22 protein-coding genes are annotated in these 25,043 nt (G+C 40.7%); 8 read left to right on the top strand and 14 right to left on the bottom strand.

Going from position 1 to position 25,043, the window contains the following annotated elements:
* Positions 1-10 precede the first annotated feature (10 nt).
* Entirely contained in the window at positions 11-868 is an 858-nt protein-coding gene (locus ACLPIE_RS15990; protein WP_430262709.1) for an alpha/beta hydrolase, read from the top strand.
* Between the two features lie 6 nt (positions 869-874).
* Here ACLPIE_RS15990 and ACLPIE_RS15985 read toward each other — a convergent pair whose 3' ends face one another.
* Positions 875-1,807 carry a LysR substrate-binding domain-containing protein gene (locus ACLPIE_RS15985; RefSeq protein ID WP_430262708.1) on the bottom strand — a complete coding sequence of 311 codons (933 nt, stop codon included), beginning with the start codon at positions 1,805-1,807 and terminating at the stop codon, positions 875-877.
* A 577-nt stretch (positions 1,808-2,384) separates the two neighbouring features.
* On the opposite strand from ACLPIE_RS15985, the gene ACLPIE_RS15980 reads away from it, so the two are divergent.
* The 7 genes from ACLPIE_RS15980 to ACLPIE_RS15950 all read left to right on the top strand — a co-directional run bounded on the left by ACLPIE_RS15980 (position 2,385) and on the right by ACLPIE_RS15950 (position 11,268).
* Positions 2,385-2,990, top strand: coding sequence for an ankyrin repeat domain-containing protein (locus ACLPIE_RS15980; RefSeq protein ID WP_430262707.1), 606 nt, complete (start codon positions 2,385-2,387; stop codon positions 2,988-2,990).
* Positions 2,991-3,015: 25 nt separating this feature from the next.
* Positions 3,016-3,939: an oxamate carbamoyltransferase subunit AllH family protein gene (locus ACLPIE_RS15975; protein WP_430262706.1), complete on the top strand. Its 924-nt coding sequence runs from the start codon at positions 3,016-3,018 to the stop codon at positions 3,937-3,939.
* Entirely contained in the window at positions 3,929-5,479 is a 1,551-nt protein-coding gene (fdrA, locus tag ACLPIE_RS15970; RefSeq protein WP_430262705.1) for an acyl-CoA synthetase FdrA, read from the top strand. The genes ACLPIE_RS15975 and fdrA overlap by 11 nt, the downstream gene beginning before the upstream one ends.
* Positions 5,479-6,894 carry a YlbE family protein gene (locus ACLPIE_RS15965; RefSeq protein WP_430262703.1) on the top strand — a complete coding sequence of 472 codons (1,416 nt, stop codon included), beginning with the start codon at positions 5,479-5,481 and terminating at the stop codon, positions 6,892-6,894. Before fdrA ends, ACLPIE_RS15965 begins: the two co-directional genes overlap by 1 nt.
* Before the next feature lie 245 nt (positions 6,895-7,139).
* Positions 7,140-8,702 (top strand): permease family protein, encoded by a 1,563-nt coding sequence (locus tag ACLPIE_RS15960; protein ID WP_430262701.1) that lies wholly within the window; start codon positions 7,140-7,142, stop codon positions 8,700-8,702.
* Positions 8,703-8,777: 75 nt separating this feature from the next.
* A complete protein-coding gene (locus tag ACLPIE_RS15955) occupies positions 8,778-9,728 on the top strand; it encodes a carbamate kinase family protein (RefSeq protein ID WP_430262699.1) in 951 nt (316 codons plus the stop codon).
* Between the two features lie 151 nt (positions 9,729-9,879).
* Entirely contained in the window at positions 9,880-11,268 is a 1,389-nt protein-coding gene (locus ACLPIE_RS15950) for an amidohydrolase family protein (RefSeq protein ID WP_430262698.1), read from the top strand.
* A 31-nt stretch (positions 11,269-11,299) separates the two neighbouring features.
* Here the strand turns inward: ACLPIE_RS15950 and ACLPIE_RS15945 are convergent, their stop codons facing one another.
* The 13 genes from ACLPIE_RS15945 to ACLPIE_RS15885 form a co-directional block, all read right to left on the bottom strand.
* Positions 11,300-12,295 (bottom strand): nucleoside hydrolase, encoded by a 996-nt coding sequence (locus ACLPIE_RS15945; RefSeq protein WP_430262696.1) that lies wholly within the window; start codon positions 12,293-12,295, stop codon positions 11,300-11,302.
* Positions 12,296-12,319: 24 nt separating this feature from the next.
* Positions 12,320-13,321 (bottom strand): LacI family DNA-binding transcriptional regulator, encoded by a 1,002-nt coding sequence (locus ACLPIE_RS15940; protein WP_430262695.1) that lies wholly within the window; start codon positions 13,319-13,321, stop codon positions 12,320-12,322.
* Positions 13,322-13,397: 76 nt separating this feature from the next.
* Positions 13,398-14,783, bottom strand: a complete 1,386-nt coding sequence (locus ACLPIE_RS15935) for an MFS transporter (protein ID WP_430262693.1) — start codon at positions 14,781-14,783, stop codon at positions 13,398-13,400.
* Positions 14,784-14,996: 213 nt separating this feature from the next.
* Complete coding sequence (locus tag ACLPIE_RS15930; RefSeq protein WP_430262691.1) at positions 14,997-15,242, bottom strand: acyl carrier protein; 246 nt, start codon at positions 15,240-15,242, stop codon at positions 14,997-14,999.
* Between the two features lie 8 nt (positions 15,243-15,250).
* Entirely contained in the window at positions 15,251-16,840 is a 1,590-nt protein-coding gene (locus tag ACLPIE_RS15925; RefSeq protein WP_430262690.1) for a hypothetical protein, read from the bottom strand.
* 57 nt (positions 16,841-16,897) lie between these two features.
* Entirely contained in the window at positions 16,898-17,875 is a 978-nt protein-coding gene (locus tag ACLPIE_RS15920; protein WP_430262688.1) for a hypothetical protein, read from the bottom strand.
* A gap of 2 nt (positions 17,876-17,877) precedes the next feature.
* The gene (locus ACLPIE_RS15915; RefSeq protein ID WP_430262687.1) at positions 17,878-19,119 is read right to left on the bottom strand and encodes a type III secretion target, IpaC/SipC family protein; all 1,242 of its coding nucleotides are present in this window, start codon (positions 19,117-19,119) and stop codon (positions 17,878-17,880) included.
* Positions 19,120-19,136: 17 nt separating this feature from the next.
* Positions 19,137-21,542, bottom strand: a complete 2,406-nt coding sequence (gene sctE, locus ACLPIE_RS15910; protein ID WP_430262686.1) for a type III secretion system translocon subunit SctE — start codon at positions 21,540-21,542, stop codon at positions 19,137-19,139.
* A 12-nt stretch (positions 21,543-21,554) separates the two neighbouring features.
* Entirely contained in the window at positions 21,555-22,061 is a 507-nt protein-coding gene (gene sicA, locus ACLPIE_RS15905; RefSeq protein ID WP_430262685.1) for a type III secretion system translocator chaperone SicA, read from the bottom strand.
* A gap of 142 nt (positions 22,062-22,203) precedes the next feature.
* Positions 22,204-23,277, bottom strand: coding sequence for an EscU/YscU/HrcU family type III secretion system export apparatus switch protein (locus ACLPIE_RS15900; RefSeq protein ID WP_430262684.1), 1,074 nt, complete (start codon positions 23,275-23,277; stop codon positions 22,204-22,206).
* A gap of 20 nt (positions 23,278-23,297) precedes the next feature.
* Positions 23,298-24,092 carry a type III secretion system export apparatus subunit SctT gene (gene sctT / locus ACLPIE_RS15895; RefSeq protein WP_430262683.1) on the bottom strand — a complete coding sequence of 265 codons (795 nt, stop codon included), beginning with the start codon at positions 24,090-24,092 and terminating at the stop codon, positions 23,298-23,300.
* On the bottom strand, positions 24,092-24,361 hold the full coding sequence (locus ACLPIE_RS15890) for an EscS/YscS/HrcS family type III secretion system export apparatus protein (RefSeq protein ID WP_430262682.1): 270 nt from the start codon (positions 24,359-24,361) through the stop codon (positions 24,092-24,094). Before ACLPIE_RS15890 ends, sctT begins: the two co-directional genes overlap by 1 nt.
* A 14-nt stretch (positions 24,362-24,375) precedes the next feature.
* A complete protein-coding gene (locus ACLPIE_RS15885; RefSeq protein WP_430262681.1) occupies positions 24,376-25,041 on the bottom strand; it encodes an EscR/YscR/HrcR family type III secretion system export apparatus protein in 666 nt (221 codons plus the stop codon).
* Positions 25,042-25,043: the final 2 nt, after the last annotated feature.

Raw genomic sequence — 25,043 nt, 5'->3', positions numbered from 1 at the left:
GACTCAATTAATGAATAAAATCATATTAAGTGGCCTATTACTGTGTATGACAAGTTCCGCATTCGCACGCCCAAGCCAAACTATTCCGCCTTTGGATAAAAAGGTCAGCCAGTTTTATCATATTCAGCAAACGGATATGACGTATGGTGACCGCGCTTTGCGTATTTACAGTGCCGTGCCGGATAATCTCACAGCCAAACGCCCTGTGTTATATATGCTTGATGGCAATGGGTTATACCCAAAAGTGGTTAATCGTGCCGTCGAAAAACTGCCAGCGGATAAACTGCCGATTATTATTGGTATCGGCTACCCCGTTGATGAAGCCTTTCCAAAAGTATGGCGAACTTACGATTATACCCCACCCGTTAATGGTGAAGATTTTAAACAAGGTGGTGGCTCACCAGCCTTGTATCAATTTTTGATTCAGACCCTTCGTCCGTGGGCTGAACACCAATTTCCGATCGATAAAAATAAACAAACTTTATTCGGCCATTCATTTGGTGGATTGTTTACCTTGATGGCTTATCAACAGCAGCCTGATGACTTTCAATTTTACGTCACTGCCAGCCCGTCTCTTTGGTGGGGTAAAGGGGAAATGGTCGATTTAGCGAAGCTAACGCGTCAACAAGACGCTGCGCCGCTTTTCGTCACATTAGGAGGATTAGAAGAGACCCCTGACTTATCCAAACTCAGTAAAGAACAGATACAAAATTATCAAGCACGTAAAAGCTGGATCAGCGCTCGTCAGCTGTGTGACAAAATACAAAGTCAGCAAAGAGCGTGTGAATTTACCTTATTTGATGGTAAAAGCCACGGCTCGGTGATCCCAGATGCTATCAATAAAGCACTCGATGTTGCCACTCAATAACCATGATTAACCGATGGGTTTTAACAAATCGCTGTACAGCTCTGTTAAAACCCCTTTTTCGGCAAATTCCTTTCTGATCCACTGGGTAACCAACCCCGTAGCCGAGTGCTGCGTGGCTAATAACATGTGCGAGTCTTGCCGTGGGTTTTGAATTTTTTTTATTACCAGCAAACCATTTTTTACAGGCTCTTTCGCCATGTAATCGGGTAAGAAACCAATCCCTTCCCCTAAGATCTGACATTGGCATTTAGTGTTAAAATCAGGAACTTGGATTGCTTCTTGCCCATGTAATAACCAGCCAACCCGTTTATTAATGGTATGTGCGGTATCTTCTACCATAATATTGGGGTATAGACGTAATTGACTTTCCGCAATCGGCTCTGGCATCAACGCTAAAGGGTGCGTCGCGGCGATAGCAAATTGCCAATGGATGGCGCCAATTTCCGTATAGTCAATTCCGCCACCATCCATTAATGTACCCGGTGCGCCAATCGCGATGTCCGCATGGTTATTAATAATCGCGTCCCACACACCATTATACACCTCAGTTGTGACCGTAATTTGGCAAGTCGCAAATTGCTTTTTCAATATTTGCAGTAACTTAGCGGTATGGTAAGGGGTATACAGCAGTTGATTAATACAAATGCGGACGCGGGCTTCAATGCCTTGCTCGATAGAATAAATACTTTTTTGAATTAAATGAAAATTATTAAGTAAATCGGTCGCTTTACGATAAAAATAATACCCCGCCTCAGTCAGTTCCATATTTCGTGTATTACGAATAAATAATGCAACATCTAAATAGGTTTCAATGCGCTTAATGGTGTAACTGACCGCTGAGGTGGTAATGCCCAACTCTTCCGCCGCCTTACTAAAACTCGCAAACTTGGCTGCTGTTGTGTAAGTCAGTAGGTTTTCTTCTGTAAAAATAGAGTTCATGCTTACTTTCCTTACCCTGCTTGAAATTTAGCCAGATCATGATTTTATGTGAATAATATTCAACAGACTAAAAAACAGACTATTTTTCGACCTTATTTTATAGCTTAACAGAATTATTTATAGCGGGAATAGATTTTATTTATTATTAATAAAAAGGCCTGACTATTAATATTCAAAATACTTAATATTATTGAAGTAAATACCCAAACCAATCATTAACACCCACGTCAAATACAACCAAATAAATCACAATTTTAACAAGTTTGACACGTTCAATTTGATGCGCATCACAGAACTGATCAAATCCTCATTTTCACCGTCAATTAACAAAAAAAATCACACAAAACTGGTCATAAAACAGACAAAAAACATCAATAAACGCTAAAAAAGGATGCTCACACGCACAAAAATGGTTGATTGTTGAATTGAATTCAACAATCGAGTACTTAATTGATGAATTAAATTTAAATGGATTCTTTTTATTAATGACAATTGCTATGCTCTAATCATCACAAATAATCTTTAAATTGTCTTTATCTATGTTGGTGATAACAATACACCAACCTAAGGGGAAATGATGACAACCAGCACTCTCGCTCAAGATTTTTTAACCGCAGCTGAACAAGGGCAATTAGAGTTATTAAAAAGTTGTCTCGAAAAAGGTGTGGATATTAATACCACCAATCGCCAAGGCCGTACGGCTATTATTAATGCAAGTCTCAATAAACATTATGAATGTGTCTCTTTCCTCATTAATGCAGGGGCAGATATTAATAAACAAGACCAAACTTGTTTTAACCCTTTCTTATTAAGTTGCTTAAATAACGATTTAACATTGTTACGTCTTGTATTACCCGCTAAACCAAATTTAGATTTATTAACTCGCTTCGGTGGTGTTGGAATTACGCCAGCCAGCGAGAAAGGCCACGTTGATATTGTACGTGAGTTACTTGAAAAAACAGATATTAATGTGAACCATACTAACTTTGTCGGTTGGACACCATTACTCGAAGCTATCGTGTTAAATGATGGCGGAGAAAAGCAACAACAGATTGTTAAGTTGCTATTAGACCACGGTGCAAACCCGCATATGACAGACAAGTATGGTAAGAAGCCGTTAGAGTTGGCTCGTGAAAAAGGCTATAACGAAATTGCTGAGTTACTCATTGCCGCAGGGGCATAACTAAACCATACCGATAAGGAGGCATGTGAAAGCATCCATATCTCATCGGCAAATATTATACGGGCTCACGGCTGATACACATTTTCTTAAACTTTTACATCAGCCGCAGTTTACCGGGAAAATAGAGCAAGTTTTTAATAAAGCAATCAATATTTCAATAGACCATGTTCTTTATACTTTATTAAGCGCTCAATTAGATAATGCACCAAATAGTTGCCGATTAATCAACACAAGTTTTTCTCTTTTAACATTAAAGGCTGGAGAACCTATTGTTTTTTCAAATAACGAAATGGCTATAGGTGAAAATTATTTAATTTCATTTTCTTTATGTAAAGAATGGCAACAACCTAATATTGTTTTTAATGATAAAAAAATAAGAAATTCAAATTATTTATTATATATAGCAAAGCAAGTAAAAACTTTGGATTTAATATTAAGTGAAAATAAAAATTCCCTATTCAATTATCAGGGAGAAAATATATTTTATCGTTCCATGTCAGAACAACTTATTCAGTTACGGCTAGAACTAATTGAATTATTAAAGAGTAAAAAACAACAACCCTTAGCCAAGGTTATTCGACAATTTATTGGACTCGGTATTGGCCTCACGCCTTCCGGTGATGATTATTTAGTTGGGCTAATGGCGGGGGGATTGCGTAAAGGACACATTATTTTTGCTGCTTATGATGAATTTCATCAAGCCATTACACAAGGCAAAAACCAAACCACGCCCATTAGCGCAATTACATTAGAAAAAGCCTTAAACCAAGAATATCGCGAAAATATGCAGCAATTAATTCAGGCATTAGTTGATGCAGAAGAAACACATATTTATTCACAATTTTTAGAGATTTTAAATATCGGGTCGAGTTCTGGCAGCGACATGCTATTTGGCTTACGTGATGCCCTATATCTCACCCATTATTTCGGAGAAAACTATGTCGACTAAAGTTGTCATAAAGAAGAATACCTATTTCGATTCAGTCTCACTGATGTCTATTTCCACGAAAGCCAACCAACTCGATAATGTCGAGCAAGCCTTTGTCGCGATGGCAACAGAAATGAATAAAGGCGTACTAAGAAATTTAGGGCTATTAACGCCTGAGCTAGAAGAGGCTAAAAATGGCGATTTAATGATTGTTATTAAAGGGTCAAGCGATGAAGCCAATGATGCCACATTAATCGCTATCGAAGATTTATTTAATAAAAAGAACCAAGGTGGCGGCCAACATGAAGCCAAATACGCCACAATTAATTCAGCTAAAACACATATCCCAGATGCCAACCTTGCCGTCATTTCAGTCAATGGTCAATTTGCTGCTCGCGAAGCGCGAATTGCCCTAGAAAACGACCTTAACGTCATGCTGTTTTCTGACAACGTATCGATTGAAGATGAATTAGCACTCAAACAACTGGCGAGTAAAAAAGGCTTATTGATGATGGGCCCAGACTGCGGAACCGCAATTATCAATGGCTCAGCACTGTGCTTTGGCAACAATGTACGCCGTGGAAGCATTGGTATCATCGGAGCATCCGGTACAGGTAGCCAAGAGATAAGCGTACGTATTCATGAATTTGGCGCAGGCGTTTCTCAGCTCATCGGTACAGGCGGTCGAGACCTTAGTGAAAAAATTGGCGGGATCATGATGATTGATGCCCTGAAAATGTTAGATGCCGATGATGAAACTCAAGTTATTGTGCTGATTTCTAAACCACCAGCCCCCGCTGTTGCCAAAAAAGTGTTAGAGCAAGCTGAAAAATGCCACAAACCCGTTGTTGTTTGTTTCTTAGGTAACCAACCACTGCCAGATGACAAACCGGGTCTGACATTCGCGCAAAGTACTAAAGAAGCGGCTCTGAAAGCCGTTCTGTTAACCGGTATTCGCAAAGAAGATTTAGATTTACACCCTCTCAACTTACCGCTGATTGATGAAGTTAGAGCAAAACTGAAACCAGAACAGAAATACATTCGAGGTTTATTCTGTGGTGGCACATTATGTGATGAAGCCATGTTTGCCGCACTGGAAAAATATGATGATGTTTACAGCAATATTCAGCCAAACCCTGACTATCGCTTGAAAGATTTAAACAAAAGTATTGCGCACACCTTCCTCGATTTTGGCGACGATGACTTTACCAATGGTAAACCACACCCAATGATCGACCCAACCAATCGTATCGAACGTTTATTACAAGAAGCACGCGACCCTGAGGTTGGCGTGATCATGATGGACTTCGTTCTCGGTTTTGGCTCACACGAAGACCCAGTCGGCGTCATGATTGATGCCATTAAAGAAGCCAAAAACATCGCGAAACTTGATGGGCGTGAATTAGAAATCTTAGGCTATGTGCTTGGCACTGACCAAGATACCCCATCTATGGATGCACAAGTCAAAATGCTGACAGATGCAGGTGTGATTTGGGCAAGTAGCAGTACTAATACCGGTTTATTAGGGCGTGAGTTTGTGTGGAAAGGGGAGAAAGCATAATGACTTCATTATTTAAACAGCCATTAAGTGTCATCAATGTGGGTATCGAGATGTTCAGTGATGACCTGAAAAAACAACATGTTCCTGTTACTCACTTAAATTGGACGCCGCCGGGACAAGGGAACGTAGCGGTTATCCGTGCTCTCGACCAAATTGAAGGCAATGAAGCATTACAAGCCAAAATTGCAGCGGCTAACGCCCAAGCCCTTGAGCGGATCATTCAATCTCAGCCAGTATTAATCGGCTATGACCAAGCCATTAATGTGGTTCCAGGGATGACCAAAAACACCATCTTACATGCAGGCCCACCTGTCGAATGGAAAAACATGTGTGGTGCCATGAAAGGTGCAGTTACAGGTGCGCTGGTTTTTGAAGGTTTAGCGAAAGATTTAGCCGATGCAGAGCGTGTTGCCGCATCAGGCGATATCATTTTCTCCCCTTGCCATGAGCATGACTGTGTTGGCTCTATGGCCGGCGTGACTTCAGCCTCAATGTTTATGCATATTGTTGAAAACAAAACCTATGGTAACCGTGCGTTCACTAACCTGAGTGAACAAATGGCAAAAATTTTGCGGATGGGTGCCAATGACCAAAGCGTTATCGACCGCTTAAATTGGATGCGTGATGTCTTAGGCCCAATGTTGCGTGACGCGATGAAGATAATAGGTGAAATCGACCTGCGTTTAATGTTAGCGCAAGCGCTGCATATGGGAGATGAGTGCCATAACCGCAACAATGCAGGGACCACATTACTTATCCAAGCACTAACAACGGGGATCATTCAAACTGATTTCTCTGTCGCTCAGCAAAAAGAAGTCTTTGACTTCGTCGCAAGTAGTGATTATTTCTCAGGCCCAACTTGGATGGCCATGTGTAAAGCCTCAATGGATGCGGCTCATGGTATTGAGTACAGCACCGTCGTGACGACTATGGCTCGTAATGGTTATGAATTTGGTTTACGTATCAGTGGATTACCCGGTCAATGGTTCATAGGTCCAGCACAACAAGTTATCGGCCCGATGTTCGCAGGCTATAAACCCGAAGACTCAGGTTTAGATATTGGTGACTCCGCAATCACAGAGACCTACGGTATTGGTGGATTTGCTATGGCAACCGCACCAGCTATCGTTGCATTAGTTGGTGGAACGGTAGAAGAAGCCGTTGATTTCTCTCGCCAAATGCGTGAAATCACGCTAGGCGAAAACCCAAATGTCACTATCCCATTATTGGGCTTTATGGGTATCCCTACAGCCATTGATATCACTAAAGTTTCTGCAAGCGGCATTCTACCTGTTATCAACACAGCGATTGCTCATAAAGATGCAGGTATTGGTATGATTGGAGCGGGTATTGTTCACCCTCCATTTGATTGCTTTGAAAAAGCGATGCTGTCCTACGCACAGAAATATGCTTAGTTTCCAATCATAAAAAAAGACGCCCAACTCCGGTTGGGCAATAAAAATAAAACGAGAACCCTGATTAATTTTATTTGAAAAACAGTGCTGTAACTCAAAATGTAGGGGCATACCCTAAATAATTTGAATTGCAGCTAGGCGGCAAGTAAATGAGTCCCTAGGAGCATACACAAGTATGTGACTAGGGTGAATGAACGCAGCCAACAACGCTGCGGTTCAAAGTATGACGGGTATGGGAGTATTTTATGAATATACTAAATATCAAATGGAAACGTGGGGACTTGGCAGCCTATTTTGGCTTAATGACCAATAACTTAACTAACCTACTTACCATGATGGGCCTATTAATTTTCGTTGTCGGCATCCCATCTGAAATTGTTTACGGCCGTATCGCCCCTGCCTTTGGTTTCGCTGTTTTACTTGCCAGTGTGAGCTATGCTTATTTTGGCCAGCAAATGATCAAGCAAACGGGGCGCAACGATGTTACCGCTTTGCCCTCAGGCCCGAGCGCCCCGTCGATTTTTACAGTCACTTTCTTAGTCATCATGCCAGTGTATCAAACGACACAAAATGCCGAATTTGCTATTCAAATCGCGCTGGTTTGGTGTTTCGTTGAGTCAATGATCTTGGTAGGCGGTTCTTTCTTAGGTGAAACTATCCGTAAGATGATCCCGCGTACCGTACTGTTATCCTGTTTGTCAGGGTTAGGATTGCTGTTACTGGCAATGAACCCAATGCTGCAAGCATTTGAAGCACCAACCGTTTCATTCATTGTGCTGTTATTGATCTTTATTAACTGGTTCGGTAAAAAACCTATCTTTGCCCGCATCCCAACGGGATTATTACTGCTTATCGCAGGTACAGTACTCGCATGGGCCTCGGGCCTACAAAGTGCAGAAGCAATCAAAGACTCAATGGCCTCTTTTGGCTTTAACCCACCGGGTATCCATATTGATAGTTTCTTCCAAGGCTTACCGCATGCGCTGCCATATTTGGCCTCCGCAGTTCCTTTGGGCTTAGCTAACTATATTTTTGACCTTGAAAATATTGAAAGTGCACACGCCGCAGGTGATGAATACAATACTCGTAAGGTTATGTTAGCTAATGGCTTATCATCTACAGTCGGTTGCTTTTTGGGTAATCCATTCCCAGTGACGGTTTACGTGGGCCACGCAGGCTGGAAAGCAATGGGGGCAAGTGTAGGTTATACATTAGCATCCGGTATCACCATGTTCATCGTACCATTATTTGGTATCGGTGCATTCATGCTCGCTATCATTCCAATGACAGCCATCGTCCCCATTTTGGTGTTCATCGGGGTGGTCACCGCCAACCAAGTGGTACGAGAAACACCGAAAATCGAAGTTCCCGTTATCTTTATTTGTTTGTTCCCGTGGATTGCTAACTGGGCACTAACAATGGTCAACAGCGTAATGAGCGCGGCGAGTACGTCTGCCAATGCCATCGGTATCGACACATTATTACACAAAGGCGTTTACTACCAAGGGCTTGTACATTTAGGCAATGGGGCACCGCTAGCAAGTATGCTATGGGGTTGTATCGCAATCTTCGCAATCTTAAATCAACCTTTACGCGGTGCAGTTGCCGCAGCCGCGGGCGCGATATTAGTGTTCTTCGGAATTATTCACTCCCCAGCGGTAGGAATTGCAACCGGTTCAACCTTGATGTTTGTTTACGCATACCTCATGATGGCGGCTTTATTCGTGCTCAAGCATTTTTTAGACAACCGTAAATCGGTAGAACAACAACAAGCTGAAAAATCTGAGGAACTCAGTAAGTCAGCGTAACCAAGCCAACCTTTATAGTAGGCGTACTTTGTACGCTTACTATTAGCTAACTCTCTGTATCAGGAAACATTAACAATGAAAGAACTCGTGGTTGTTGCCATCGGAGGCAACAGTATTATCAAAGATAACAACAGCCAGTCTATTGAAGCTCAAGAAAAAGCGGTTCAAGAAGTCGCACTGCATATTAGTGATATGCTGGAAGGCAATTACAACATTGTTTTGACTCATGGAAATGGCCCTCAGGTTGGATTAGATTTGCGCCGCGCAGAGATAGCACATGAGGCCGAAGGATTACCGTTAACCCCTCTTGCTAACTGTGTCGCTGATACCCAAGGTGGCATTGGTTACTTAGTTCAGCAAGCGCTTACTAACGTATTAGCAAAGCGTCACAATCGCCAAGCCATTACCGTGGTTACCCAAGTTGAAGTCGATAAAAATGACCCTAACTTCAGTGCACCGACTAAACCCATTGGGGCATTCTTTACTGAGCAACAAGCGAATGAATTAAAGCAAGTCAACCCCAGCTGGCATTTTGTTGAAGATTCAGGCCGTGGTTATCGCCGTGTGGTGGCTTCCCCTGAACCTAAGCGCGTCATTGAGTCAAAAGCCATCCGTACCTTAACAGAGCATAACTATGTGGTGGTTGCAGCCGGTGGCGGTGGTATTCCCGTCATTGATAATGGTAATGGCGGTTACCAAAGCGTTGATGCTGTAATTGATAAAGATCTCTCCACGACATTACTAGCAAAAGAATTAAACGCAGATATCTTGATTATCACTACAGGTGTTGAGAAAGTATGTATTCATTTCGGTAAGCCGGAACAACAAGCACTCGGTGAAACCTCCACAAGCGATATGCAGCGCTATATGGATGAAGGCCATTTCCCTGCGGGTAGCATGTTGCCGAAAATTGAAGCCAGCCTATCGTTTATTGCCAATGGCGGTAAGCGTGTGATCATCACGACCCCTGAAAAACTCCCTGAAGCCCTACGTGGTGAAACGGGGACTCATATCGTTCAAGAGTAAGAGGTATTTTCGACGTTCCACCATTCTAGAACAGTCGAATTTCTCGTTAATATATCAACGCGTTCCCAGATCGTAAAATCACGATCTGGGTGATTATCTACTGATCAAGAACAGGAAATTCGACTCTATATTGTGACTATAAGGAGTTTCTATGAAAGCGGAAGATACATCAGGCAGAAGAGAGTTCCTTTCCACCAGTGCAAAAGTGGCTGCCGCCTGTACTTTATTTGGCTCCGTATCTGGGCTTGCATCTGCTGAGAACCAAACCGTTGTTAAAACAGGTCAATCCAGTATTACAGATAACCACTATTATCTTGATGACGTGCTACTTGAAACTGGGTTTAATTACCGAGATTCCACTGTTATTAGCACACAAACTGCACGGCAAACGATCGAAATTAACGACGGTAAAATTGTCGCCATTTTACCGAATAAACAACATGCGAATAGCGCGCTAAATGCCTATAGTGCGCAGGGTAAACTCATGTTACCGGCATTTCGCGACATGCATATCCACCTCGATAAAACCTTCTATGGTGGCCCGTGGCAGGCTCCGCAGTCCCGTGAAGGTAAAACGGTCATGGATATGATAACGCTTGAACAAAAATTGTTACCGGAACTACAACCGTTTACCGAAGAAAGAGCCAATGCGCTGATCGCATTGATCCAATCCCACGGATCAACCATTGCTCGTAGCCACTGTAATATCGAACCTGTTTCTGGTTTAAAAAATTTAGAAACCCTACAAAAAGTCCTTGGCGACCACCAACAAGACCTTACCTGTGAAATCGTCGCGTTCCCCCAGCACGGGCTATTACTTTCAAAATCCGAAGGTTTGATGCGTGAAGCCATGCAAGCGGGCGCACATTACGTGGGGGGATTAGACCCGACCAATGTCGATGGTGCGATGGAAAAATCCCTTGATACCATGTTCCAAATTGCTCTCGATTATAATAAGGGCGTCGATATTCATTTACATGAAACTAGCCCCGCAGGCTTTGCCGCTATTGAATATATGATAAAAACGGTGGATGAAAACCGCAGTTTACGAGGCAAAGTCACCATCAGCCATGCTTTTGCATTAGCAACATTAAGCCCTGAACAAGCGGAAAAAACAGCGAAACAACTGGCTGAGCAACAAATCTCTATCGCCTCAACCGTTCCGATTGGTACATTGCATATGCCATTGAAGACACTCAATAAAAATGGTGTTTTTGTGATGACTGGAACTGATAGCGTGATCGACCACTGGTCCCCATTTGGCCTTGGCGATATGTTGGAAAAAGCCAACTTATACGCCCAACTATATACTCGCCCTGATGAGCGAGCGCTCTCCCGTTCGCTCGCGATTGCGACAGGAAACATTCTTCCACTGAATGAAAAAGGCCAGCAAGTTTGGCCAACAAAGGGCGATGATGCCAGTTTTGTGCTGGTTGACGCATCTTGTTCCGCAGAAGCCGTTGCGCGTATTTCACCACGCTATGCGACTTTTCATAAAGGAAAGCTTGCCCACGGTGTGATAGAAAAATCACTGAGTTAAGTTTCCGCGTAAGAAATAGCGCCTAATGGTGCTATTTCTTCGATATCAATTTGGGCGAGTATCCACTAATTGATTGAAAAATCAGATCTAACAGGCGCTGATTATCCACCGATTGTAATACGGTAATAGGCTCTATTGTTGGTGCTGGTATACCAATTCGCAGACGCAAAGCATCATAGTAAAAACTTTTGCCTCGCAGTGCCCCTTGTAGCTCTATCCCCACCTGCCTTCTTTCACAAGTGGCGATACTTTTATCCAGTAACCATGCCACAGTTAACACATCGTGAATCCAACACCCGGGTAGTTTTCTCGTAGCGCGTGAATAATCAATCCACGGGCGCATCGTGCTCAACAGAAATTGACTAAGTGGGGACTGTAATGAAGCAAACCTGTCAAGGTCACTGTGCACCATTTGCGTTTGCACAGTCACATCCATTGGGACTAATGTGATGTTCGCTCCACTACTCAATACCGCGTGAGCCGCTTCGGGATCAAGGCCAAAATTTGTGTCTTTCACATAACCAGGGACATTAAAAACAGCGCCCATAATGACAATTTGTGCCACATTTTGTGCCATCTCAGGGAACAATTGCAGTGCCATCGCGATATTGGTTAACGGGCCTATCGCAATGATCGTTATTTTTTTGGGGTTCTGGCAAACTAACTCTCCAATACGCAGTGCTGCTTCTGGCATGGATTTAGGCAAACTCGGTACTGACGGAAGACCATGCCACAAGTGCGTAAGTTGCGCGCGCTCTGCACCATTATCGAGCAAATCTCGCCACGGCGCGCTAGTCTCAACCAAAGCGGATGATGCCCCCCGATACACAGGGATATTTTCCCCCAAAGAATTAACTAAATGACTCGCGACATTGAACCCAATTTCACTAGGCGTATTCCCTGAAACCGTGGTAATCATATCAAGCTGAACCTCAGACGCTGCGATGGCAAGCGCAAGTGCCAGCCCATCATCAACATTGGCGCCCGCAACCCCATTACCAGGATCGCAATCTATAATTAAACGCATACATTTCCCTGAAACAATCAATAATCAGCACCCGCATGAGTGCCCGATTTGTAACTCAAATTCCACTTCACAAATGGCTTCTTTAGATGGCCAATTTTGTAAGATTTGTATCGCTTTTTGCGCTATTTTATCAACAGGCTGGCGAACAGTTGTGAGAGTTGGAACGGTATATTCTGATTGCACGGTACCGTTGAAACACACTAAAGCGATATCTTCTGGTACGCGCATTTTTAATTCTGATAAGGCTTTTAAACAGCCAAAAGCTTGTAATTCATTCGTGGCAAAAATGGCATCGGGGAACCCCTCTTCGCGCATCTGATAGAGGGCTTGATAGCCCCAATCACGGGTATATTCCCCTGATAAAATCCATTTTTGCTGTACCGCTAAACCCGCCTCTGTGAGTGCAGCTTTCCAACCATTCAATCTATCTTGGGTATTAAGCATTTCATTCGGGCCACAAATGATGCCTATCTTTTTGTAGCCATGCCCAATAAGATGACGCGTAATTTTATACGCCGCCAGCTTCTCATTCACTTGAATGGTACTGACCCCCCTTGCAGCCTCAACCCTATCAAGCATCACACAAGGCGTACCAGATGACTGGATCAAATCAATGTAAGGATGCCTATCTACACTGATATAAATTAGCCCTTCCACCTGCCTTAACAGCAGGTTGTTAATCAGTTCTTTTTCGCGAACCCGAGAATCCCCTGCATCCCCTAACAACAGAACATGTCCATATTTAAAAGCTTCACGCTGCAATGCATGGGCAATAGAAGCTAAAAAGGGGTTAGAAATATCGGGGATCACCAGTCCGTAGGTTTGCGTACTGCCTGACGCAAGCGCTTTCGCAATACCATTGGGGCGATATCCCGTTTTGACGATTGCGGCTAATACCTTTTCTCTTGTCGCTTCAGCAACGGGACGAGGACCGTTGTTAATCACATAGCTGACGACCGCAACCGAGGTTCCGGCTTCGCGGGCAACATCTACCCGCGTCACTTTACGAAGGTTAGAATCAGACACTCAGCAATTCCTTTTTCAAATATTACTTTGCCAAAGAATAACAGCCACTCTGATTTTTATATACAACCATATACTCTTATATCGCATCTTCTGGGAGATTCAGATCTCGACCTCGAGTTTCTGGTGCAAAGAATGTAGTGATTAAACCAATGCATGCCATCCCGATAAAGTAGACAGCAATTGGCCACCAATGCCCTGTCCAAGACAGCAATGCAGACGCCACTAATGGCGCCGTACCACCAGATAGAATAGAACCGAGTTCTTTAGCGAAAGCCATTTTAGTGTAGCGATTACGTACGCCAAATAACTCCACACCCCAAGCGGCTTGTACCCCGAAAATCCCCAGTGATGCTAACCCCATTCCAACCACAATTGTCGGAATAACAACTATCGGTTCACGGGAGTCTAATAACATGAACGCCGGTACGGCATACAGCATTAATAAAAAACAGAACCAACGGTAGATAATACGACGGCCAAATCGGTCGGATAGCCAACCCGCAAATGGAATAATGGCAAAACCTAAAATTGATGCTATCAAAACTGCCGTTGTTGGGACGGATTTATCCACCAGCAATATCTTCGTCACATAGCCGATGATAAAACCTTGAGCAAGATAAGATGGCCCATTTTCGCCGATACGTAACCCTACCATTGTCCAAAATGCCCGTGTTTTTTGCCAAAATGAACGGTTATCGACAGGATGAGCCACTGCATCGGATTCCAATGCTAGGCGACGCTCTTCCGCCAACTGTGCTTTTTGGCGTTCAAAAACTGGTGTCTCGCGCATATGTTGACGAATAAATAACGCCGCCAATGCAATCAAAATGCTGCCAAGGAAAGGAATTCGCCATCCCCATGACATCAGGCTTTCTTTGTCCATTTGTAACACTATCAGCCAAATCATTGAGGCGAGTAATGTTCCACTGTTGGAGCCTAGCGCAATTATCGAAGAAACCAAGCCTCGGCGTTTAACTGGCGCATATTCACCCAACATCACCGTACCACCAGATAACTCAGCCCCCGCACCTAGCCCTTGAGCAAATCGCAAGATGACCAAACAGACTGGGGCCCAAACCCCAATTTGGGCATGACTGGGTATCGCACCAATTAAGGTAGTCGATAGCCCCATCAATGCAATCGTGATCACCATGACCATTTTTCGGCCATGTTTATCACCTAACCAGCCAAAAAATAATGCGCCTATTGGGCGGGCAATGAACCCAACTGAATAGGCTGCAAAACTGGAGAGTAGCGCCATAATAGGTGTTGCATCTGGGAAGAAAACATCACCGAAAATAATACCTGCCGCTAAACCATAGAGAGCAAAATCCGCATATTCCATGGTTGTGCCTAACCAACAAGAAAAAATCGCTCGCCGAAAATCCTTCTTTCCTTCCGGCGTGCTCAACCGCTCTTGTGCGGCTTGTTGGCTTGCCTCGGCATTTAATTGTGTTGCCATAGTGATAAACCCTTGGTGTTGGCGCGAAGCCTATTAATCAAAAAATCTAACTGGCGTTTTTATTTACTTAAAGGATAATCTACGCGCGTAGATTTAAGCAAATGAGGGTATACTATTTTGTGAGCATTATCACTTGATGACAGTAATATGAATTTTATATGACGGAAAAAAAGATAAAAAGCCACTCGTTAAATACCCAGTGGCTTTTAATTTTTATTTAATCTTTGAAAGATAATCGACAATATCACGTAGATAACGCCATTTCATCCACACTTCATCGCGAATTCCTTGCCCTGTATATTGCTCAATCGCAGTAATTAACTCCAGCATTTCCAGTGAATCAATATGTACATCTGCTATTAGCGCAGAGTTTATGGTATAGCTATCAGTGATCCCTGAATAAGTCCGTATTTGCTGGATTTGCTCAGACAACCATGACCAGTGAATATCCTTTGCCATTGAGTCCCTCACTGGCTTGTTGCGCTTGTTGTATAAGCATCTTTCTTGCTTTGATCACGCGTCAATGCCCCTCGTTCCGTTAACGTTACCGGAACATCACTCTTCGACAAATAAGAGGCTGTATTCACAACTGTTTTTGTCGCTTCACGTACACCACGGTAAATGTCTTTATCCGATTGATGACGCGTTAATGCTCCTTCCGCTGATAATGTGACTTTGGCAGGTACTTCACCATTCTTTAAGTAACTACCTAAAACATAACCATTTTTTGGTAACAATTGCTGTATGGCGGCTTGCTTGGCAGATTGGTTCTTTGGAGATACTTTTGCCGTCGCTACTTGAGCGCCATCTAATTGAACGCCATCTAATATAGTAACAATAGAGCCTTTGCTCTGATAAGTTGAGTTATCTTGCTCTAGTAATTTGTCGTCCACTCCTGACTCTTTTATTGGTTGGCTTAATGTAGCGCGCGGCAAATTCACGATAGATTGATTTTTGCCCACCAGTAATTTGTAGCCTACTTCTGGATCTTCACTTTGCTTAGTCGGTTTAGACTCTTCTGGTGATGTTTCACCCACCTTCGCATCTTGACGACTTATTTTAGTAACGTTTTCACTTAGTGGAGAACTAAAATAATAGTTATTCGTTGTATTGTAACTACCTGATATATGGTTGTATGGAAAATTAGCGGCTTGAGGTAAGACTGTTGCGCCATCAGGCTCATCCGCAGTTTGTAAAGGTGGAATGTCTAAGCTAGAGGGTGAAGAACGCTCTTGCCAATCCACTGTTGTTTTTAATGTCTTAACAATTTCTAAGCTTCCTTCCAATATGTTGAACATACTGTGTATATAATAGGCTTTATCAACAGATTCGGTATTTCCCTCCCTCTGATAAGAGTGATGAAAAACCGAGATTTCGGCTTGTTTTTGTTTATTCTTCTCAGAGAGTAAACAATCATCTATAGAAAGCTGTTCTATCGTATTTAGTAATAAGTGCGGTTTTAAAATATTTTCAAATTCGGGTTTAATGTACGTCTCTTTAAACCTCTCTCTCATAATTGAAAAACTGTCACCGTTAATACCAAATAAACAATCTTGAATTTTTTTTTCTAATTGTTCCACCGAATTTTTCAGAATTGATTTATAATCAACATGCTTTTTTTGGTTAAAATCTTGAACCGCTCGAACTACTTTTGCAGCTGATTCTAATACCCCATCCCCGATTTCATGAGGCTTTAGTAGCGTTAAAATAATCAAGCTACTTTCCGGGCGGTAATTCATGCCTTGTTGTTCTTTATTCGCCATTCCATCGAAGTTTAATGCTTTTGTAACCATATCAACTGTAACATCAGGTTTTAAAAGCGCTGCAATTTTACTCGCCTGTTTTTGATTATTAAATTCATGTAAATCCTTTTTATTCAGGAATGGGGTGACAATGTTCTCTTTTTTTTCTGGGTTCGACGGTAATTGCTCTGTAATACCTGTAGAATGAAGCGAAGAAATTTGAGATGATATGGATAAATCTTTATTTATAGCGTTATTATCAAATATCATCTTTGGTATTTGAGCTGATGAAGTAGAGTTAACACTAGTAGACATAAGGCTTCCTCACAATAAATTATGAATATAAATTAACTAGCTTTATGATTCTATAAATTACATATTAACTAGAGAGTTATTATTCTGATTTAAATCTTTAATTAATTGAATTAACAATTGAACTAATGTTTCAAAATGACTGTTATCTTGACGAAAAGTTTCTAATAACCTAGATACACTGTTATTAATCGTATTCTTCTGGCTATCTATCGCGGTTTGTAAACTTTGAAACTCTTGCGCCATAATATCGCTTCCCCCCCATTTCGCATTACTTCTCGCAACTGATGAGTAGATTTCTTTAAGAGGTTTAAAGTCTGGAAAGATACAAATCTTGTCTCCCATTACTTTCACTTCAAATCCTTGTGCGGATAATTTTTTATCCCAGAATTCAAATTTGTCTTTGGCGTATTTCATAGAATATAATGCATTGCTTTCTTTATATTCCGCAGTGTAATTACCAAAATAACTACTCGCATTACTTGAATATTTTTTCCCTGAATATTTAGAAATGACATTATCAAATTCAATGAGGTAATCTTCCGGTTTAAAATATATTTTACCATCCTTTCCGGACGATACATATTTGCTAATACTCCCTATAGCAGTATTCATTGCTTGCATATATTCCGTTGCTTTTTTTATGACTTCACCATACTGCTTTTGATATCCTGAATGAATATTCTCAATAAGTTCTTTTGTTCCTTCAATATGTGAACGTCCATCTTCATATCTAGCTTTTATAGCACTTCTTTTAGTTCGTGAATTTTTAACTAAATCATTAGCATAGTTTAGCTTGCGAGCCATCGCTCGCATTTGCATTTTATCTAAATCACGATCTTCAGTACCTTCACTAAAGCTTGCAGAGTTAAAGAAAAGCCCTCGATCTTTAGCAAGCTGAATTCCTTGCTCATAAAGGTCTGTTAATATGTCAATATCAACATTATTTTCAACCAAAGCATGATCATTTTCTAACGTCTTTCCCACTATGTTCGCAGGTATCACATTGACATAATTTCTCTGTGAGACTATTTCCATCACTATCCCCTTACAACACTTTGGAAAGTCCTTAACTGGCCTTCACGAATTTCACGCAAGTGTTCATGCATCTGCTTGACCAAATCTTTATCTTTGTCAATCTGTTTATCTTTGTCGCCAGAAACCGTGCGTGCAATATCCGCCGCAGATTGCTGCTGCATCTTATTGGCCTCTTCTTCTTTGACATTAATTTGATTAGCTGAGGTCGCCATTTGACCTGCGTTATCTGCTAAGCGGGCACCTTGTTCTGCAATACTACTTTTTGTTCGCTCATTGTTCATGATTTGATCATGCTTTTGATATTCGACTTGGCTAAGCTTATTAGTACGCTGAGCAGCTTCTGCTGTACGTTGGCTTGCCGTAGCCTGCTGAGAAGCGCTAGGACTATCAATCATCTCTATCGCTTGGCCATCTTTACCTTTTAAAACCAATGAATTACTTTTTGCTAATGGGTTGCTACTTTTGTTTAATTCGTTCAAACGATCCGCTATTGCACTATTTTGATTAGCTTTGACTAAGTTATTTTTAATTGACTGATTCTGAGTGCGAAGTGATTTTAATTGGAACCCAGCCCCCGCCATGCTAATAGCCATAGAAGTACAAAAACCAGCTAATGCGCCGATCATCATTTCTTTACCTTCTTTAATGGTAGACTCTGCCGCCGCTTCGACCATTTTGGCATTAAGCATTAAAAAGTCTGCACTAATTTTACGGTCTGAAATATTCACTTCACTCAGTACTTTGCGGATAATCTTAGCCAGTTCAAGCAAAATATCACTACTCACAATGCCAACAAATTGGCTAGATTTCACCTCATTAACTGATTTGACCTCGTTAGCTCCCTCTGTAACCATAACTTGATTATTGAGTGCCTCTTTATAAATAGCGCCTACAATCTGTGGTAATTGTTTAATTTCAGCGATATCTAATGGTGTTGCGTGTTGAAAAACTTTCTCAAAAATAGCTTTACTTTCATCAAAAACTGGCACAGGAATTGCCTGATTTGATAAAGCGAATTGCCCGAGTACACTCAATAATTGCTTATCGTCAACCTCTTCAGCCGGCAACTTCAAGCTCGGTTTTTCAGTGTTAAATTCAACATCAACCAAAGAAACATTCTGTAAACTGATTTCTTTACAGCCCTCAATAGTCGATAGCGTCTTTCCCTCTTGCATGGTTTGTAGCTGTGTTAAAGCAAAATTATTGATGATGCTTGTCGGTGATTTAGCGTTTATAATATCCATTTGTTTTTCCTTAAGTTTTATGCAAATCGAGCCGTTTTTAACATATCGACTTTGTTATCGCCAGATTGTTTTAGGGACGTCATCATCCCCGTGAACATTTCATCAAATTGCTCATTATTTTTTGACATGGCTTTAATAAGTGCATTAAGTAGTTCGGTTAACGACTGAATGGCTTCATTATTTAACATCATCCCTGCTAACATCTCTTTCATATCACGAATATATGCTGCTGCACTCAAACGAAGGCCGCCGGTTGTTGCTGCATTCGCGACAGTTAGCCCTGCCCCTGCAGTTTTCATCCCCACATCAACTCGCGCCATCGTCGCACTCTGGCTTTTAACACCGTTAGTCAGCTTTTCACTCGATGAAACGGCCTCTGATACATCATCCATTTTGTTGGTTGCTTGACTAAGTGACTTAGAAACACCTTTTACATCATCAAATTTATCCGCTAACTTAGTAAACTTGGTTAACTTCACCATGCTATCTGCACTATCTGCCACAGAATCACTCACTTTCACCATTTGCCCGCCGAGTGAAATAAAGTCTGAGGATTTATCCACCTTGGCCGCAACCTGATTAAAACCTTTCGCGATATCGCTTACATCATCAAATTTATCCGCTAACTTAGTAAACTTGGTTAGCTTCACCATGCTATCTGCACTATCTGCCACAGAATCACTCACTTTCACCATTTGCCCGCCGAGTGAAACAAACTCCGAGGATTTATCCACCTTGGTCGCAACCTGATTAAAACCTTTTATGGCATTACTTGCGTCATCAAATTTATCCGATAGTTTAGCTAACTGTGATAGTTTCCCCATACTATCTGCACTTTCAGCCGCAGAATCCGTCACTTTCGCCGTTTTAGTCGCAATATTACCTAATGCATTGGTTAAACTTTTTGGCATCGCTTTAATCGTATTTTTGAGTAACGAACCCACATTCTTAAGTAGCAATTGAGCCGCATTTTTTACCGTGCCCACCAAGTTTTTAATCATCGACCCCATAGAAAGTAATGAAACGGCTAAAAAAGCGATGGCAGCGACAATCATGCCAACAATGCTGCCAATCTGTTTCGCTTTATCTTCATCCACACCAAAACTAATCAGCATATCGGTCACGACAGAAGAAATTTCGTTCGCTAACATTTGCATTAAACTTCCATGCCCCGTTTCCTCTAACACAATATCAGCCACTGACATGGCAATACCGATTGCGGCAATAGCGAGGGTTAATGGTGCTGCTGTCCCAAAAGATGCCACAGTAGCAATCACTGAAACGGCAAGTAGGACATAACTAAAAATTTTGCTGGCACATGATGCCGCTTTATTAGACTCAGCGGCTTTGCGTTCTGATTCAGCCGCTTCCTTGGCTTTTTTATCTGAGTCTTTACGAGAGGCTTCGTTAATCTTTAGCATCACCTCTTCTTGCTCTTTCATATTGCGAATGGAATCTTCACCCATCGCTTTTTTAAGCTGTGCCGTTAGCATTGTTAAAATGGCTAAGGTGTTCTCCCATTTTTCGCCATCAACCTCTGTTCTACGTGGCGCCGCCTCAATAAAGCTATTTAAATTATCACTATCAGCTTTAGCCACTTTCGCTTGCTCAACGGCCAAATCAGACGTTTTCAGTATTTCTGTATTTAATAACGAAATTTGCTGGTTAACATTTGCAGCCTGATGACTGATTGTTTGTTTATCGGATAATAGCGTCTTATTTTCGGTGGTTAATTGGTCTAACTGCGAAGTTAAAATTTTCTTTGTTTCCAGTAACTTATTCTCCGTATCCTGATCTTCTGGGTCTATTGCCGGAGACGGTACCAGAGTCATTAGGTCATCAACTTCTTTTAATTTTGCATGGACAGACTGTTGTTGCGCTTCATTTTGTTCAATCGGTTTTTGAAATGCGTCCAATTGCTGATTCAACGCATCAAACTTTGCTCGCAGTACGGCATCTTCATCTTGTTGTGAGGCTAATTTATCCTTAATCCCTCCCAGTTTTTCTGTGTTTTTCTTAAATACATCTAAAAGAGTATTACCTTGGTTACGCAATGACTCAGATTCCATATTGAGTAGCTGTAAACGGTTACTCAGTTCGCCAATATTCCCTTCATGCAATAATTGACGTATTGTAGAAAACGTTTCTACCAACACCGCATTTGCATTAAATGCCTTTTCACCTTGGGCTGTTTTTGCCCTTAACGGCATCGCTTTAGGCCTATTCAACATAGGTGAGCTCTTGGCTTGAGCTTGCTTCATTTGCTCTGTTGACGTTAGCTCTCCACAAGCCTCTTCTAACGCTAGAATCGACTTTGCAACATCTTCACTCAATGCTAATGGATTACCCGCTTGTAAAAAGGTATGAATATTCTTTATACGCTCATGATTTTCAATTTTCGAACTGGTTGAAATGTCGACCATATTTATATCTCTTTAAGTGTTCATGGATTCTGAAGGATCAATATTTCTCTTTAATACATTTAAATAGGCTTGTGATTTTTTCTGTAAGTCCGCATCAGCGCTACTTTCTAAAACACTTTCAAAACAGTGCAGCGCCGCACTACTTTTTTTCATCATTAAGTTACATTGCCCTGCATGAAACAAAGGTCTGTAGTCATTTTTTGCCAGCACAAATGCCAAAGCATAGAGCTCTGTTGCTTTGTCATAGCGCTTAGTTAATTGGTAAACGGCCGCAAGCCCCATAACATAATCAGTATTATAAAAATCATAAATGCTTAAAAAACGAAAAAAAGTTTCTGCTTCTTTCAATTTTCCTTGTTGATAAAACTCATAAGCATACGAATAAATACCATCCATTGTACTTTGTGGAATACCATGAATATCTTTATAAGTTGCACCATCCATGAGTGCGGTAGTGATATTTCCGATCAATTCTTCCATATCAATATTTTGTATTTCATTTTGTTGATTATCATTCATATATTTACCTTTGTATTAATATTTAATATATGACCCAAGCTTCTACTCGAATCATAATTAATCAATTTTTCTGTGGCTTTAAAAAAACGATTTATTCTATTAATTATTATTTTTTATTTAAAAAACATTATAAGTAAACACGTTATTTTCTGACTAGTTTTTCCAATGCTTCATCAACATCAATCCCCATCTGGACTAATTCAACTCGAATTAACCAGGATATAATTTGCATAATTTCTTCTAACCCAGCGTCATCAATAAAACTGTCTTTTTTATAACGTCGCCAAATCTTTCGTGCTAATGGAATATCACGTATAACTGGAACGCCCTGTTTTTCAGCATATTTAATAATAGCTTTCGCCTGTGACCCTCTACTTTTAGAAAATAAAAAAGGCAATGGTGCAATATCTGAATCGTAATAAATTAACATTGCAATATGTGTAGGATTTGCCATTACAAATGTAGAATTACGAACGTTTGATTTAACTTCTTCTGATAAGAGTTCCTGATGTAAACTTCTACGTGCACTCTTAATATGTGGGTCGCCTTCATTGTCTTTATGTTCTTTCTTTACCTCCTGTTTTTCCATCTTTAAGTTTTTAATAAATAGGAAAAATTCAGTAATCATATCTACAATGATAATAAGCAATGCAACGGCTAAAAACACAATAATAAACGTAGTTGATAAATTAGCCCATTGTCGGATCATACCCTCAGTAGTAGTACGATAAAGCATGAAAATATCGTGTCGCCAGAGATAGAAAAAAGCCAATGCAGAGATAACAAAGACCAGTAGGTATAATATGGCTTTGATGAGCTCCTTTAACGAATTTAAAGAAAAAATCTTTTTAAATCCCGCAATGGGATTTAATTTTGTAAAATCTAATTTTATTGCTTCTGTAGCTAGCCTGAACCGACTTTGTAATAATGAAATCATCGTTCCTGCTAGAAAGCAGGCTAATAAAATGGGTAACAAAATACCAATAAAAACAATGAAAAACTCCCACAGTAATGTATCAATATTTATACTTTCTGGATTCAGTAATATTTTTTTCGTTAAAAATGCCAAGTCAGAAAAACTTGTCATACCATCAAAGATAAAAGCACTAACCACCAATACAATTGCTGCAACTGAATCTTTACTTTTATAACTCTGTCCTTTTTTTGCAGAGTCTTTTATTTTTTTATCGGTAGGCTTTTCTGTTTTTTCTGCCATAATACCCCGACTAAATATCGTTAATTAGAAATGAAAACTTCATTTAATGGTAATAATGAGACCATATTCATTAATATATCTGGCACTTCATTTTGGAAATAAAGTAAAAAAACAATAAATGCAATTATTGATTTTATTGCCAATGATAATGAAAATGCGTTCAACTGTGGGCAAAAACGGGAATATAACCCAAGAGCCACTTCGGTAATAAATAAGGTGACGATTATCGGAGCAGCTAAGATCACCCCCTTGAGTACCATATTATTCAACCATTCACCTAGCGATAAGCTATTAAAAGAGGAAAAACCTTGCCCCAGTGGTAATAAATGGTAACTCTGTGCAAATATAGCAGAAAGTTGGTACATTCCCCCTTGTGCTAAAAATACCATGCACACAATATAGCTCAAGAATACTGCTAACTCTGAAGCTTCGGTCCCACTTGCAGGGTCAATAATGCTACTAATCGTTTCACCTCGTTGGGTATCAATCAATTCGCCAATAACATTAGCGACCATAAAAGGTAGGCCTAGGATAAAAGCTAACGTTAAACCCACGACGATTTCAAATAAAAAGACTTCAACTAATCCTGTTTGTTCCCATTGAAGATCTGCCCCCGCAAAAAAAGGCCATAATCCCAAAGCAATATAAATTACGACACAATTCTTTATAATCCCGCCATTTAGTAGTTTATTGCTAAAAAAAGGTAAGAAAAACATGACGGGGGCAATTCTTAACCAAGCTAGTACTAATTTCATTAATCCTTGCTGGAACAAAAAAAATAAATAGGATGCTAGCGAAACTAACTCTTGGCCCATTAAAATAGCCCTACCGCGGGAATAGCCATATGGATCGCCTCTGTGGCGTAATTCATCAATTTATCGGCTAGCCAACCTGAGATCATAAATAGTGAACCAAATACTGCCAATAATTTAATACCAAAAGGTAATGTTTGCTCTTGAAGCTGAGTCACTGTTTGTATCAATCCCACCAATAACCCCACCACTGTCGCAACAATAACTGGGATCGCAGATAATATTACAATTAATAACATTGCCTTATTACTAACATACACGATTTCATCCATATCAATATTCCATGTCAGTGTTGGGCTAATTCAACATATTGCATTACCAACCCTTTAGAAATTAATGTCCATCCATCAATAGCAACGAATAAAATTAATTTTACTGGGATAGAAATTGTCACTGGGCTCATCATCATCATGCCAAGGGCGAGCAAAATACTGGAGATGACTAAATCAATCACCACAAAAGGCAAATAAATATAAAAACCGATTTCAAATGCAGATTTAATTTCACTTAGCGCATATGCAGGTAACAAGGAAAATAAAGTTGGTGAAGCATCTTCCTCATAAATTTCTTCTTCGCTACGCCCCTGCTGTATAGACTCGAAAAAAGTGACTAACTGTGGGTCTGAATATTTCTGTAAATAACTTTTATAGCGACCGAGCCCATCATCAACAAAGTGCTCAATAGACTCCACATTGCCAAAATCAACACTTTCTTGACGCATATAATTGTTCACATCTTGCAATACTGGCATCATAACAAAAATAGATAATAATAAAGCTATTGCATTTAATACCATCGTTGATGGTACTTGTTGTACACCTATTGCATTACGCACCATAACTAAAACAATAGATATTTTTAAATAACAGGTACCTGCTGCAATAATAAAAGGTAATAGTGTTGAAAATGCAATAAGTGCTAATAATGGTATTTCTTGTGGAACCGTTGGCATCA

It is taken from the genome of Providencia sp. Me31A (genome assembly GCF_050487165.1).
Lineage (GTDB): Bacteria > Pseudomonadota > Gammaproteobacteria > Enterobacterales > Enterobacteriaceae > Providencia.
The sequence above is the reverse complement of the archived record's forward strand: the minus strand, read 5'-3'. Positions and strand labels throughout refer to the sequence as shown.